The following is a 14,138-nucleotide window of genomic DNA, read 5'->3' on the forward strand; positions in this document are numbered from 1 at the left end:
ATGCAGGCAACGGACGCCATGGTGCGGGAGATGGTGCGGAAACGGCACCGCCGGCGGCGCACCCTGCTGGTGTCGCTCCTGGCCGCGGTCGTGGTGGTCGGGGCCGCGCTGGTGGGCGTCGGCCTCGTCCGGGCGAGCAACACCATGCCGGACAAGGTGCCGGGCACCGTCCCCGCCCAGGCGACGGACGACAAGGCGGGGCTGCTCGCCTCCAGGGGCAAGGTGCGCGTCGACCTCTACCTCGACTACCTCTGCCCCGAGTGCCGCAACACGGAGAAGGCGCTGGCCGGCGAGCTGAAGACCCTCCAGGCGAGCGGCGACGTGAGCGTCGTCTACCACCCGGTCACCTTCCTCGACAACCGCAGCAGCCCCGCGGGCTACTCGACCCGGGCGGCCTCCGCCGCGGCCTGCGCCGTCGAGCAGGGCAGGTTCGAGGAGTACACCGCGGTGCTGTTCGACCGGCAGCCCGCCGAACGCGGGCCGGGCCTGAGCGAGGCCCAGCTGATCGCGGCCGGGCAGGATGCCGGGATCACCGGCGCCGCCTTCGAGGAGTGCGTCCGGGCAGGCACGTACACGCCCTGGGTGCGGTACGTCTCCGACGTCGCCGCGTCCCGCAAGGTCGCGCTGACCCCGACCGTCACGGTGAACGGCAAACGCGTCGAGGTCACCGGGGCTGACGCGGTCGCCACCCTCACCCGCGCGGTGACGGAGGCCCGCGGATGACCCGGCTGACCGTGGCGCTCTCCGGGGACTGCATGGCGACCCGGGGAGCGCTGATCAGCTCCGAACCGGCCGCCGCCGGGCTGCGCGAGACCCTGCGCGCAGCGGACTTCGCCTTCACCAACCTGGAGGTCGTCCCCGCCACCGGACGCGGGCACCCGGTGCACAACGCGGCGGGCGGCGGCTGCCTGGTCGCGGACCAGGGCGTGGTCGACGAGGTCGCGGCGGCCGGCTTCACGGTGCTCGGCTGCGCCAACAACCACGCGCTGGACCTGGGCACGGACGGACTGCTCGGCACCGTGGACCTGTTGCGCGCGAAGGGCGTCCCGTTCGCCGGGATCGGCGCCGACCTCGCCGCCGCCCGCCGGCCGGTCTACGTCGACCGTCCCGCCGGCAGCCTGGCCGTGATCTCATGCAGCTCCACGTTCCTGCCCGGGCAGGAGGCGGCCGCCCCGTCACCGGACCTGCCGGGCCGGCCCGGGCTGAGCCCGCTGCGGCACAGCGCGACGCTGCGGGTGACGCCGGCGCAGATGGACGTCCTGCGCGGGATCGACGGCGATACGGGGCTGCGGGACCGGCGGGCCGAGGCGCGCACCCTGCTCGGCTTCGATCCCGCCATGCCCTCGCCCGGCCGGCTCAACCTGTTCGGCACCCGCTTCGAGACCGCGGACGCGCCGGGCTTCACCACCCGGTGCGATCCGGCGGACCTCGACGGGATCTCCCGGTGGGTGGCCGAGGCCCGGCGCCGCGCGGACCTCGTCCTGGTCAGCGTGCACTCCCACGAGCCCGGACTGACGCCGGAGACACCCGGCGAGTTCCTCCGCGAGTTCGCCCACCGGATGATCGACGAGGGCGCCGACATCGTGGTCGGGCACGGCCCGCACCACCTGCGCGGAGTGGAGCTCCACCGGGGGAAGCCGATCTTCTACAGCCTGGGGAACATCGTCAGCCAGATCGAACTCGCCGACCGGGTGCCGGCCGAGGACTACGCGAAGGTCTCCGCCGGTGAGCAGCTCACCCCGGGCCGGTACTTCGACGAACTCGGCGGCCACGGCCGCCGGATGTTCGCCCCGCATCGCCGGTACTGGCAGTCGCTCGTGCCGGTGCTCACCTTCGACGACGGCGTCCTGGTGGGCGCCCGCCTCCACCCGGTCGACCTGGGCTTCGGCCGGCCGGTCCACCACCGGGGCCGCCCCCGGCTGGCGGACTCCGTCGTCGCCGGGGAGATCCTCGCCGACGTCGTCCGGCTCGCGGAGCCCTACGGCACCGGGGTGACGGTCGGGGAGGCCGGGACGGGCGAGCTGGTGCTCGACGGATCGTGACGGGCGCGGCCGGCCGGGGTCCTTCAGCCCCGGCCGGACCGCCCTCAACAGGCCGTATGCTCAACGGCAGTTGAGGGGACGGAACAGGCGCTGCTGCTAGAATCGCGGACTTCGAGGGCTCGATGAGCAGTTTGCGGGGAATGCGGGATGGCCGAGGCGGTCCGGGTGCTGATCGCGGACGATCAGGCGCTGTTGCGCGGGAGCTTCCGCGTCCTCGTCGACTCGACACCGGGGATGGAGACTGTCGGCGAGGCCGGTGACGGCGCCCGGGCGGTGGAACTCGCCCGGGAGCTCAGGCCCGACGTCGTCCTGATGGACCTGCGGATGCCCGTCATGGACGGCATCGCGGCCACCCGGGAGATCTGCTCCGACGAGACCATGGCCGGCGTACGGGTGCTGGCCCTGACGATGTTCGACATGGACGAGTACGTCTACCCGGCCCTCCAGGCGGGCGCGAGCGGATTCATGCTGAAGGACGCCTCGCCCTCGGACCTGGTCGCCGGCATTCGCGTCATCGCCACCGGCGAGGCCGTCCTGGCGCCCACGGTCACACGCCGCCTGATCGAGACCGTCTCCCGCACCCGGCCGACGGCGCGGCCGGCTCCGCGGCTCGTCGGGCTCACCAGGCGGGAGCAGGAGGTGCTCGTGCTGATCGCGAACGGGCTGTCGAACGCCGAGATCGCCCAGCGGCTGGTGATCAGCCTGCCCACCGTGAAGACGCATGTGAGCAGCCTTCTGGCCAAGCTGAACGTCCGGGACCGGGCCCAACTGGTCATCATCGCCTACGAGAGCGGTCTCGCCGAGCCGGGCATGCCCGCCTGACGCCTGACGCCTGACGCCTGCCCGAGGCCGCGCCCAGGCGTGGCGGAGCCGCCGTGGTGAGGAGGGGCCCGGGGGCCTCTTGCACGGCGGATCCGCTGTCGCTGTCGCGGTCGGTGGCAGTCCGTCGGCTTCTGGAGCCGGCCGGGGCGGGTGGGGGTTACCAGTTCGCCCAGGGGAGGTTCCAGCCGCCCAGGCCGTTGTCGGGGGCGACGGTCTTCTCCTTGGTGTTCACGATCGTGACGATGTCGCCGATCAGCGAGCTGTTGAAGAACGCCCCCGCGCTGGAGGTGTCGCTGCCGCCCTCGGTGTCCTTGAGCGCGACGCAGCCGTGGCTGGTGTTCGCCTTGCCGAAGGGGTCGCCCTCGTACCAGTAGTTGCCGTGGAGGTAGGTGCCGCTCCTGGTCAGCCGCATCGCGTGCGGGACGGCGGGGATGTCGTACTCGTTGCCGAGGCCGACGGTCTGGGAGTTCATGTGGGTGACCTTCTCCTTGGACATGATCACCATGGTGCCGCCCCACGACGGGTGCTTCGCGTCGCCGAGCGTGGCGGGCACGACGGTGGTGCTCTTGCCGTCCCGGACGACCGTCATCTGGTGCGTGGCGGCGTCCGCGGTGGAGACCTGGGAGCGGCCGATGCTGAACGGCTCGTCCTTGTCGACGTCGCCCCACACGCCCGGGGCGACCTCGACGTTCTTCAGCCGGTAGTGGATGGTCACTTTGGTGCCCGGCTTCCAGTAGTCGGCCGGGCGGAAGTCCAGCCGGTTGTCGTCGAACCAGTGGCCCTTCACCTCGGTGCCGTTGTCCGTCTCGAAGGTGATCGCCTTGGCGACGGCGTCCTTGTTCACGACCTTCGTGCTGAAGTCCACCTTGACGATCATGCCCACGCCGTACGTCTGGCCGTCGCCGATGTTGTCGTTGGTGGACACCTGCTTCTCGGGTGTGAGCGTGGTGAAGGCGGAGGTGGACGCGGCCACCAGGCCGTCGGCGTCCGCCGCCTGGGCGTTCACCGTGTACGCCGTGCCGGGGGTGAGCGCGGCGGCGGGCTTCCAGCCGGTGCCGTCCGGGGTGATCGAGCCCTGGACGGGCTTGCCGTCCTTGTCGGTCACGTCGACGGTGGTGAGCCTGCCCTTGGAGACGGACACCCGCAGGGCGTTCGGCGCGACGCCGCGGGCGCCGTCCTTCGGCTCGACGTCCAGCACGGCGGCGGACGTCTTCGAGGTGGTCGTGCTCGCGTTCCCGTCCCCGGTGGCGCCGGGGGCGGTGGTGGCGGAGGCACCCGCCGGGCCGGCCGCTTCACCGCCCTTGCCCTGCTCGTCACCGCAGGCCGCGGTCATCAGCAGGACCCCGCCCATCGTCAGTGCCACCGCGCCGCGGTTGAAACGGTCGGTGGTGCGTATGGCGGAACGGGCCGCCCGAACAGTGCTCACAGGTGCTCCTTCTCGGTGTTGGTCGCCAGCTTGTCCGCCCGCTCGTCCCGGCCACAACGGTGAGCCGGCGATCAGGGACCCGGGGACGCCCGTACCCGCTCTGAGCTGGGAAGACGTAAGCTTCCTGGGACGCGTTCGCGGGATGGCGGAACCGTGGGACGGCGTGCCGCGTGCTTGTCTGCCGGAGCCCGCGCCACAGCCGTCGGGGGCGGGGGCGGGGGACGTGACGGTGCCGAGCCCGACCGCCGGGGGCGGGTGAAGGAACAGTGCCGAAGGGAATCGGGAAGTTGAGGGAGACGGACGAGGTCGCCCGGCTGCTGCAGGAGCTGAAGAGCCGGTCGGGGCTCAGTTACGGAGCGCTGGCGAAGCGGCTGCACCTGAGCACGTCGGCCCTGCACCGCTACTGCAACGGCGATGTGATGCCGACGGAGTTCGCCCCGCTGGACCACTTCTCGCGGGTGTGCGAGGCGACGCCGCAGGAACGTGTCGAGCTGTACCGGCTGTGGGTCGTCGTCCGTGCGACGCGTGGGAACAGGCCGACCGCCGCCCCTGAGCCGGTGGCACCCGCACCGCCCGCGACCGCGGTACCGGAGGCGGCCCCGGCACCGGAGCCCGTCCCGGACCGCGCCCCCGCGGTGCCGCCGCGGCGGCGCACCCGCCGCCGGGGCGTCCTCGCCGCGGTGACGGTCATCGCGCTGCTGGTCGCCGTCGGGGTCGTCGTCACCGGTCTGAGGCTCCGTCCGGACGGGGAGACCGACCCCGCCCGCGCCGCCGTCGCCGGGTCGTCCGCCGGATCCCCGGCCCCGTCCCTGTCCCCGCAGCTGTCCGCGGCCGCCGTCGCCGCCGCCGTCGCCGCTGCCGGGGCGAGCCCGTCCGGGGCGACCGGCGGGGCGGACCCGAGCACCAGCGCACCGATCAGCGTCGCCGTCCACCCGTCCGGCTGGGACGCCAAGTGCGACCAGTACGTCGTCAACCGCCCGCCGTCCGAGGTCCCCCGACCGCCCGCCGTGCCGGAGGCGGCGGGCTGGGCCTCCCAGGTCGGCGCGGTGCCGGGCCACTCCCGGTCGGTCAAGCTCACCGTGCAGGGCACCGGCTGGGACACCGTGCTGCTGACGGGTCTCAACGTCCGGGTCACCCGGGTCGCGGCCCCGCTCGCCTGGAACGCCTACTCCATGGGCGAGGGCTGCGCCGGCGGGGTCGGCGCCCGCTCCTACCGCATCGACCTGGACGCGGCCCGCCCCGTCCCGGTCGTGGCCGACGGCAGCGGCAGCCTGCCGGTGGTCGTGACCCAGAGCGAACCGGCGGTCATCGAGGTCACCGCCGAGACCACCACCCACGACGTCAGCTGGTACCTGGAACTGGAGTGGACCAGCGGCAACCGGAAGGGGATGCTGCCCGTCGACCTCGGCCACGGCACCCCGTTCCGCACCAGCGCGGTGAAGGACCGGCCGCTGTACGCCTACCCGGCGGGCGGGCAGGCCTGGGAGCAGGCCCCGGCCCGGCGGTAACGGCGACGACGGCGGCGCCGGGGGCGGGAACGCGATCAGGACCGGGGCCCCGGGGTACGGCCCCGGCCAGGACCAGGGGCCCGGTCCGGGATCGGTCCCGGGAGCCTGCCCGGGGCCGGGGGCCGCTGGGAGGATCGACCGGGGACGCCGGAGCGCTCCCCGGGCCGCGGGCCGCCGCGAGGGGACGGCCCACGGGCGGCGGTCTCGGTGGACCGGCGAGGCCCGGGGCGGCCGACCGGCCGTAGAGAGGAGCGCCACAGCATGTCGACGCACCACGGGCCACTGCTGCCACTGCCACTGCCACGTCGGCCGGCGCCGGAGCCGAGCGGCGCCGGCCTGCCCTGGACGGCCGGTGACGCGCTGGTGGCCGTCGGGGTGGCCGTCCTGGACCTCCTCGGCTACACGATCGGCGGCTCGGACGGAAGACCGCCGATCGCCGCGACCGCGCTGGTCCTGCTGGTACTGGCGGCCGTGCCGCTGCTCACCAGGCGCCGCCACCCGCTGGCCTCGCTGGCGGGGGTGCTGGTCCTCGGCCTGGCGCTGAACCTGAGTGTGTCGATGCCGCCGCACTTCACCGGCACGCTCTGCGTCGCGCTGTTCGCCGTGGCCCGGTCCCGCGGCGTCGCGGTGGCCGTGCCGGCCGGCCTCGTGGCGGCCGCCGTACCGCTGGTGGGCCGGGGGTATCCGCTGCCGCCCGCGGTGGGGGACGTGGCGGGCAACGTGGTCGCCGCGGCGCTGGTCGTCGTCACGGCCGAGGGGCTGACGTGGTGGCAGCGCGAGGCGGAGGTCAGGCGCGGGCTGCTGGCCGACCGCGCGGTGGCGCAGGAACGGCGGCGCATCGCGCGGGAGCTGCACGACATCGTCGCCCACCACATCACCACCATGCAGCTGATGGCCGCCGGTGCCAGGGCCAACCTCGGCGGTGACGCCGAGGTGGTGCGCGAGGCCCTGGTCACCTTGGAGGGCTCCGGCCGGATGGCGCTGCGCGAGATGCGCCACCTGCTCGACGTGCTGCGGGCCGACGACGAGCCGGACGGGGCGGACCGGGCTCCGGGCAAGGCGCCGGGCGGGGCGTCGGGCGGGGCGCCGTCCGCGCCGCAACCCGGGGTCGGGCAGCTCGGACAGCTCGTCGAGGAGTCCCGCAGGGCCGGCCTGCCCACCGACTTCGCCGTCCTGGGGGAGGAGCGCCCGCTGCCGCCGAGCGCCGGCCTGGCGGTGTTCCGGATCGTCCAGGAGGCCCTCACCAACACCCGCAAGCACGCCGGCCGGGCCGCCCGGGCGAGGGTCCGGCTGACCTACCACCCGGACCGGGTCACCGTCGAGGTGTCCGACAACGGCACCGCCGCGCCGCCCGACTCCCCGGCGGGCGCCCCGGTGGGCGCGGGTGGTGCGCCCGGACCGCGGGCGCACCGCACCGGGTACGGTCTGATGGGCATGCGCGAGCGCGTCGCGCTGCAGGGCGGCAGCATGGTGGCCGGGGGCATCGACGGTGGTGGCTTCCGGGTGGTGGCCAGTCTGCCGGTGGCGCCGGCGGACGGAGAGGAACGGCTCGGATGACGGGAACCACGGAACGGATCAGGGTGCTGATCGCGGACGACCAGCCGCTGGTGCGGCGAGGCCTGGCGCTGATCCTGGCCCCCGACCCGGCGTTCGAGGTGGTGGCCGAGGCGGACAACGGGCAGCGGGCGGTGGACCTCGCGCACCTGCACCGGCCCGACGTCGTGGTGATGGACATCCGGATGCCGGTCCTCGACGGGGTCCAGGCGACCGAGCGGCTCTCCCAGGAGCTGCCCGCGTGCCGGGTCCTGGCGTTGAGCACCTTCGACATGGACGAGTACGTGGTCGCCGCCCTGCGCGCCGGCGCCTCCGGGTTCCTGCCCAAGGACGTCTCCCCGGAGGAGCTTTCGGCGGCCGTGCGGACGGTGCACGGCGGGGAGGCGGTGGTGGCGCCGCGCCTGCTCACCCGGCTGATCTCCACCTACGTCACCTCGCCCCGGCTGCCGCGGCCGCCGGTGTCGGCGCCGGTGCCGGTGTTCGCTCCGGGTGAACTGACGCCCCGTGAGATCGAGGTGTGGCACCTGCTGGCCACCGGCCTCGACAACGCCGAGATCGCCTCGGCGATGGGCATCAGCGTCTCCACGGTCAAGAACTACATCACCAGCGTCTTCGCCAAGCTGAGCGTCCGCGACCGTGCCCAGGCGGTGATCGCGGCCTACGAGTCCGGTCTGGTCGAGGCCCGGTCCGCGAATCCGGCGGGCTGAAGCGGGCCGAAGCGGGCTGGAGCCGGGCCGAGCCGGGCCGAGCCGGGCCGAGTCGGACCGAGCCGGGTCGGGCCGGCCCCCGGCGTGGGCAGGGGGCCGGCCCGAGGCCCGGGTCAGCGACAGAGGGCCGCGTCCAGGGCGTCCGTCATGTGCTGCGCGCCGGCCTCGCCCGGAACGGTGGTGACGGTGATGGTGGCGGCGCGACCGTCCTCGGTGACGCCGCCGCGGGACCGGTAGCCGGGGGCGGTGCCGCCGTGGCCCCAGACGAGGCCGCCGCAGGAGAGCGGCCTGCTCTGCAGGCCCAGTCCGTAGCGGATCCCCTGGCCGATCAGATCGGCGGGGACGGTGGTGCGCATCTCGGCGAGCTGCGCCGGGGGCAGGAGCCGGCCGCCGAGGAGCGCGGTGAAGAACGTGTTGAGGTCGGTGTTGGTGGAGACGATCGCCCCCGTCGCCCAGGCCATCGAGGAGTCCATCTCGGTGTAGTCGAACCGGGGTGCGCCCGGTGTGCTGGGGAGGTAGCCGTGGGGGTGGGCCTCGTGGACGGTGGTGTCACCGACGGCGGGGAAGTAGGTGTGGCGCAGGCCGATGCGGTCGATGACGCGCTTGGTGATCTCCTCGCCGACGGGCCGTCCGGTGATCTTCTGGACGAGGAGACCGGCGACGATGTAGTTGGTGTTGCTGTACGCCCAGCCGGTACCCGCGGGGAAGAGGGCCTTCTGGGCGAGGGCGCCGTCGAGAAGGTCGCGGGGCTCGAAGTAGCGGTACTGCACCGTGGTGAAGTCCGAGAGTTCGGGGGAGTCCATGTAGTCGGGCAGGCCGCTGGTGTGCTGGAGCAGTTGGCGGACGGTGATGCCGCGCCCGTCGATGCCGTCGCCGCGCAGCAGGCCCGGCAGGTAGGTCTCGATGGGGGAGTCCAGGCCCACCTTTCCTTCGGCGACGAGTTGGAGGACGACGACGGCGGTGAAGGTCTTGGTATTGCTGCCGGCGCGGATCTGGCCGTCCACGGGGACCTTGGCCCCGGTGGCGAGGTCGCCGACGCCGGCGGTGTAGTTGCGGGTGCGGCCGTCGCGGCCCTTGACGGCGGCCAGTGCGGCGGGCAGGCCGTCGTCCTTGACCAGGGCGTCCAGGCTCTGTTGGACGATGTCGGGCTTGCCGCCGGCGAACGCCGTGGTCGGCGCCAGGACGCCGGCGGCCACGGCGGTGACGGTCGCCACGGCCGCCACCACCCGGTGCCGGCCACGGCGTCCGCGATGGGTTCGGTTGTGCTGTACGTGCTCGTTCATGGAGGAACTCCTCTGCTGGAGGCGGGAATTGGCGGGGCGGGCGGGTTCCGCGCGCCGAGGCGCGCGGAACCCGCTGGTCGTGGTCGTGCCGGTGCGGACGCTCGGACCGGGTCAGCGGCAGAGGGCCGTGTCCACCGCGGCCTTGACGTGCTGCTCGGCCGCGTCGCCCGGGATCATGGTCACCGCGACGCCGGCGGCGCGGCCGTCGTCGGTGGCGCCCCCGGAGCTGAAGTAGCCCGGGATGGTCCCGAGGTGGCCCCAGTACAGGCCGCCGCAGGACAGCGGGTTGCTCATCAGGCCCAGCCCGTAGCGGACGCCGGGACCCACCGAGTCGGCGGGGACGGTGGTGCGCATCTCGGCGAGTTGCGCCGCGGGCAGGAGCCGGCCGCCGAGGAGCGCGGCGTAGAAGCGGCTGAGGTCGCTCGTGGTGGAGACGACGGCGCCCGCCGCCCAGCCCCAGGACGGGTCCAGGTCCGTGTACTCGCGGAACGAGCCGTCGGCTTCCTGGTGGTAGCCCTTGGGGTGGGCTTCGCGGATGGTGGTGTCGCCGGGGGTGGGGAAGTAGGTGTGGCGCAGGCCGATCCGGTCGACGACGCGCCGGTTGATCTCCTCGCCGAGCGGCCGCCCGGTGACCTTCTGGATGATCAGGCCGGCCACCAGGTAGTTGGTGTTGTTGTACTCCCACCGCGCACCCGGGGCGAAGTGGGCCTTCTGGGCCAGGGCCGCGTCGAGGAGCTCGCGCGGTTCGTAGTACCGGTTCGGGTTGGCGAGGATGGCGCCCTTGTCCACGTACTCGGGCAGGCCGCTGGTGTGCTGGAGCAGTTGGCGGACGGTGATGCCGCGCCCGTCGATGCCGTCGCCGCGCAGCAGGCCCGGCAGGTAGGTCTCGACGGGCGAGTCCAGGCCCACCTTTCCTTCGGCGACGAGCTGGAGGACGACGACCGCGGTGAAGGGCTTGGTGTTGCTGCCGATCCGTATCTGGCCGTCCGTGGGGACCTTGGCCCCGGTGGCGAGGTCGCCGACGCCGGCGGTGTAGGTGCGGGTGCGGCCGTCGCGGCCCTTGACGGCGGCCAGCGCGGCGGGCACGCCGTCGTCCTTGGCCAGGGTGTCCAGGCTCGACTGGACGCTGTCGGGCCTGCCGCCCGCGAACGCCGCGGTCGGTGCCAGGACGCCGGCGGCCACGGCGGCGGCCGCCGCCACGGCCACCGCCACCCGGTGCCGGCCGTTGCGGCGGCGGAGCGGAAGGCGGTGGTGCGGTGCGTGCTCGTACACGGAGGATCCCCTCTGGTGGTTGGCGCCGGGGATTCCCGGCCTGCGGCAAGAAGACCATTCAGGGGCACGGGAGTTCATCGGTTCCCAGGACGAGAGCGCACCCGGGAGCGGGCTCCCGGGAGCCGCCCCGGCCGGGACCGGGCTCCCGGCCGGCGCCGCGGCGGGGCGGGGGCGGCGCCACGGCGGGGCGGGGGGGCGAGGGACATCCGAAACGGTGACTGGAGGCGTCCCGGGGTGGTGGGGGAGGCTGGCGGCGACAATCCGGGCGTGGTGCTCGCGGCCGCGCCCCGACGGGTGGCGGCCGGCCGCCGCTCGCTCTCCGTCAGCAGACGTCGAAGGGGCCAGGGATGACGACGCCGGGCAACACCACGGGCAGTGGCGGTCCGTCGATGGGCGGCTACAAGGTCACGCCCGACGACGTCTCCGCGGCGTCCGTCTACGTGACCAACCAGGCCGGCGAGATCGACACCAAGATCGCCACGCTCCGGACGTACGTCGCGGGGCTGAGCGGCTGCTGGCAGGGCTCGGCGCACGGCGCCTTCGAGGTGCTGATGGCCGACTACGACATCTACGCGCGCATGATGCACGACGCGCTCACCGACATCGCCTCCGGGCTGCGCGGCAACTACGTCAACTACGTCGAGTCGGAGCAGGCGAACCTCGCCAACCTCCGCAAGGTGACGCTGCCCGCCGCCAAGTTCTGACGCCGCGTCCCTCCCCACCCCCTCCCAGGAGCACCGCGATGAGTTTCTCCGACGCCGTCCCGATCAGCGTCCAGCAGGACCTGGAGCACGCCGGCCCCTACCTCAACGCGCAGGCGGCCGACATCGCCCAGCAGCTGCACGAGCTGGCCATGTACCTGAACCAGCTGCCGGAGCTCTGGCAGGGCGCGGCCTCCGGCTACTACCAGGGGCTCCAGGCCGAGTGGAACATCGCGGCCGAGGGGCTGTTCGGCCCCGACGGCGTGCTCGGCCAGATCGCGCACGCCATGAACGTCAACTGGGCGAACTACAGCAGCGCCGAGTGGGCCAACTCGCAGACCTGGAACAACACCGCCGGCCGGCGCTGAGGCCGGGGCCGCCGCCGCCGTCGCGGTCGGCCGCCATCCGTACGACATTCCGCATGAACGAGGGCAAGAGAGCTACGCATGGCTGACGGGCACTGCCGAGTGACAGTGGTCGGCGAACACAAGCGGGTGGACCTCGCGGTCCCCGCCGCCGCCCCGATCGCGGAATACGTCACGACGCTGGCCCGGCTGGTCGGCCAGGAGGAGCTGGAGGCGCTGCCGGCGGCGTGGTCGCTGGCGGTGCCGGGCGGGCCGACGCTCCACCCCGTCTCCTCGCTGCGCGAGGCCGGGGTGCAGGACGGCCAGCTGCTGTACCTGCGGGACGCCGCCGAGGGCGAGTTCGAGGAACCGCTGATCCGCGACGTCGACGAGCTGGTCGCCGACGTCGCCGACTCCTTCGGCGACCTGCGCTGGACCTCACGCGCCCGCGCGGTCTGCGCGACGGTCCTGGGCGCGCTCGGCCTGGCCGCCGCCTGCGTGACGGCCGCCTCGCGCGGCGGCTGGTCCGGGGCGGTGGCCGGCCCGGTGGCGGTCGGCGCCGCGTTCGTCCTGGTCATCACCGGCTGGCTGCTGGGCCGTTCCACCCTGGACCTGCCGTCCCGGCTGGGCCTGCCGATCGCGCTGGCCGCCGTGCCCTGCGCGGCGGTGGCCGGCTGGTTCCTGCCCGACCCCGTGGACGGCAACGCCACCGCGGCGGCGCTGGGGGCGATGGTCGGCGCCGGGGCCGCGCTCTGGGCGGCGCCCTCGGTGGTCGCCGCCGCCGTGCTGCTGTTCGGCGTGGCCGGGGCGGCCGTGGTGGGACTGCTGGAGGCGGTGCACGCGGACCTCGCCCAGGGCGCGGCCGCGGTGGCCGTGGTCGGCTACGGGATGCTGCTGATCGCGCCCTGGCTGGCCGGCCAGCTGGCCGCGCTGTGGCCCACCGAGCGCGGGTCGGAGGACGGCGCGGTCCGCGTGATGGTGCACCGGGCGCGGACCCTGCTGCTCTGCTGGACCGCTGCGGTCTCCCTGCTGCTGGCCGTCGCGCTGGCCGTGCTGGGCTCGGCGCACGGCGGCTACCCGCCGGCGCTGGCGGGCTGCCTGGCGGTCGCCGCGCTGCTGCGGGCGGGAACCTTCCGGCTGCTGGCCGAGGCGGCCCCCGTGGTGGTGGCCGGCGCCGTCGGCCTGGCCACCACCCTGCTGTTCGCGCCCGAGGCGATGGCGGCTCCCGGCTGGGTCGGCCCGGTGGCGCTCTGCGTGGTCGGGGTGCTGATGGCGGGCACCGGGGTGGCGCTGTCCTTCCGCCGTACGGCGGCCCGCGAGGCCGCGCGGCCGCCGGCGCTGAACGTGCTGGGCACGCTCTGCGGGGTGGCCGCGGTGCCGCTGGCGCTCGGGGTGTTCGGCGTGTTCCAGAACCTCGCCGCGTTCGGACACCACCTGTGAGCCGGACGGCCTGCCGCCCGGTCCTGCCCCGGCCGGTCCCGGGCGGCCGGTCGGACGGCTGGTCGGACGGCCTAGCGCCCGCTGAGCTGGTGGACCCTCAACTGCTCCGGGACGCCGAACCGGAGGGGGTCCGCCACCGCGGCGGGAGCCGTCGGGCCGGGAGAGGCCGCCGGCTCGGGACCGGTCTCGTCGACGTAGCCCAGTTCGATCGCCTTGCGGGTCAGCTCCGCCTTGTTGCCGGCGTTGAGCTTGGCCCGGATCCGCTTCACGTAGGTGTTGACGGTGGCTTCGCTGAGCGCCATCAGCCGGGCGATCTGGCCGTGGGTGTAGCCCTGGGCGATCAGCCGCAGCGTCTCCACCTCGCGGCGGGCCAGGCCCTGGCTCTCGCCGGGGCTGCGACGGCTCAGCTCGGAGTGGAGGTGGCCGCCCAGGCCGGCCGCCAGGTAGAAGCTGCCGCGGGCGACCGCCTCGACGGCGGACAGGAACTCGGTGTCGTCGGCGTGCTTGGTGACGAAGCCGTACGCGCCGGCCTTGAGCGCGGTCAGCAGGTCCCTGGGCTCGGCCGACGGGGAGAGGACCAGGACCGCGCTGGTGGCGCTCAGGGCGCCGATCACGTGCAGGACGGACGTGCCGGAGTAGGGGGTGGGGTCCAGCACCACCACGTCGGGGCGGAGCCCGCTCTCGGCCAGGTCGTGCACGGTGTCCACCGAGGCGATCACTTCCAGCCGGGGGCTGCGGGCCAGGACCTGCTCGATCCCCATGCGTGTCATGCGGTGGTCCTCGACGATGCCTATGGTCGGCATAACCGGCCTTCCCTCTCTCCGTCTCCCGTGCGGTCGCGCCAGCTGAGCCGCGTCGGGAGGTCTGCGTCACGTGCCGTCACTCCGTTCTACGCAGCCGGGGCCTGAGATGTTCGGATCGGTTGCGAGACGGCGACGGCGCCCGCTCGCGCACGCTCCGTCGAACCATCAGTGTGCGGAGCGGCACGGGCTGTTCGTCCGGGCGCCCGCACCGGAACATGTCGTATTCGGTCGGGGGG

At 74.1% G+C, this 14,138-nt stretch carries 13 protein-coding genes; 9 read left to right on the forward strand and 4 right to left on the reverse strand.

All coding sequences use genetic code 11. The features are described 5' to 3' along the window. From AMK13_RS28920 to AMK13_RS28930, 3 genes are all read left to right on the forward strand, one after another. Positions 1–723, forward strand: coding sequence for a DsbA family protein (locus tag AMK13_RS28920; RefSeq protein WP_074004737.1), 723 nt, complete (start codon positions 1–3; stop codon positions 721–723). Next, entirely contained in the window at positions 720–2,042 is a 1,323-nt protein-coding gene (gene mslH / locus AMK13_RS28925; RefSeq protein WP_074004738.1) for a lasso peptide C-terminal Trp epimerase, read from the forward strand. The genes AMK13_RS28920 and mslH overlap by 4 nt, the downstream gene beginning before the upstream one ends. A 147-nt stretch (positions 2,043–2,189) precedes the next feature. Next, positions 2,190–2,864: a response regulator gene (locus AMK13_RS28930; protein ID WP_049649020.1), complete on the forward strand. Its 675-nt coding sequence runs from the start codon at positions 2,190–2,192 to the stop codon at positions 2,862–2,864. 157 nt (positions 2,865–3,021) lie between these two features. Here the strand turns inward: AMK13_RS28930 and AMK13_RS28935 are convergent, their stop codons facing one another. Then, the gene (locus tag AMK13_RS28935; protein WP_241853075.1) at positions 3,022–4,290 is read right to left on the reverse strand and encodes a L,D-transpeptidase; all 1,269 of its coding nucleotides are present in this window, start codon (positions 4,288–4,290) and stop codon (positions 3,022–3,024) included. A gap of 287 nt (positions 4,291–4,577) precedes the next feature. Here AMK13_RS28935 and AMK13_RS28940 point away from each other — a divergent pair, with 287 nt between their 5' ends. The 3 genes from AMK13_RS28940 to AMK13_RS28950 all read left to right on the forward strand — a co-directional run bounded on the left by AMK13_RS28940 (position 4,578) and on the right by AMK13_RS28950 (position 8,059). Then, the gene (locus AMK13_RS28940; RefSeq protein WP_074004739.1) at positions 4,578–5,798 is read left to right on the forward strand and encodes a helix-turn-helix domain-containing protein; all 1,221 of its coding nucleotides are present in this window, start codon (positions 4,578–4,580) and stop codon (positions 5,796–5,798) included. A 261-nt stretch (positions 5,799–6,059) separates the two neighbouring features. After that, complete coding sequence (locus AMK13_RS28945) at positions 6,060–7,355, forward strand: sensor histidine kinase (RefSeq protein WP_074004740.1); 1,296 nt, start codon at positions 6,060–6,062, stop codon at positions 7,353–7,355. Further along, complete coding sequence (locus AMK13_RS28950) at positions 7,352–8,059, forward strand: response regulator transcription factor (protein WP_074004741.1); 708 nt, start codon at positions 7,352–7,354, stop codon at positions 8,057–8,059. Before AMK13_RS28945 ends, AMK13_RS28950 begins: the two co-directional genes overlap by 4 nt. A 113-nt stretch (positions 8,060–8,172) precedes the next feature. On the opposite strand, the gene AMK13_RS28955 is transcribed toward AMK13_RS28950, so the two are convergent. Continuing rightward, on the reverse strand, positions 8,173–9,342 hold the full coding sequence (locus tag AMK13_RS28955; RefSeq protein ID WP_074004742.1) for a serine hydrolase domain-containing protein: 1,170 nt from the start codon (positions 9,340–9,342) through the stop codon (positions 8,173–8,175). Between the two features lie 111 nt (positions 9,343–9,453). Continuing rightward, the gene (locus AMK13_RS28960) at positions 9,454–10,614 is read right to left on the reverse strand and encodes a serine hydrolase domain-containing protein (protein WP_380716851.1); all 1,161 of its coding nucleotides are present in this window, start codon (positions 10,612–10,614) and stop codon (positions 9,454–9,456) included. A gap of 347 nt (positions 10,615–10,961) precedes the next feature. Here AMK13_RS28960 and AMK13_RS28965 point away from each other — a divergent pair, with 347 nt between their 5' ends. The 3 genes from AMK13_RS28965 to AMK13_RS28975 all read left to right on the forward strand — a co-directional run bounded on the left by AMK13_RS28965 (position 10,962) and on the right by AMK13_RS28975 (position 13,099). Beyond that, positions 10,962–11,318, forward strand: a complete 357-nt coding sequence (locus AMK13_RS28965; RefSeq protein ID WP_049657205.1) for a WXG100 family type VII secretion target — start codon at positions 10,962–10,964, stop codon at positions 11,316–11,318. Positions 11,319–11,356: 38 nt separating this feature from the next. After that, entirely contained in the window at positions 11,357–11,683 is a 327-nt protein-coding gene (locus tag AMK13_RS28970) for a WXG100 family type VII secretion target (protein WP_049657206.1), read from the forward strand. A 78-nt stretch (positions 11,684–11,761) separates the two neighbouring features. Continuing rightward, the gene (locus AMK13_RS28975; protein WP_074004743.1) at positions 11,762–13,099 is read left to right on the forward strand and encodes an EsaB/YukD family protein; all 1,338 of its coding nucleotides are present in this window, start codon (positions 11,762–11,764) and stop codon (positions 13,097–13,099) included. 71 nt (positions 13,100–13,170) lie between these two features. On the opposite strand, the gene AMK13_RS28980 is transcribed toward AMK13_RS28975, so the two are convergent. Further along, a complete protein-coding gene (locus tag AMK13_RS28980) occupies positions 13,171–13,902 on the reverse strand; it encodes a LuxR C-terminal-related transcriptional regulator (protein ID WP_049660980.1) in 732 nt (243 codons plus the stop codon). Positions 13,903–14,138: the final 236 nt, after the last annotated feature.

The organism is Streptomyces sp. CB02056, from assembly GCF_001905545.1.
Classification (GTDB): domain Bacteria; phylum Actinomycetota; class Actinomycetes; order Streptomycetales; family Streptomycetaceae; genus Kitasatospora.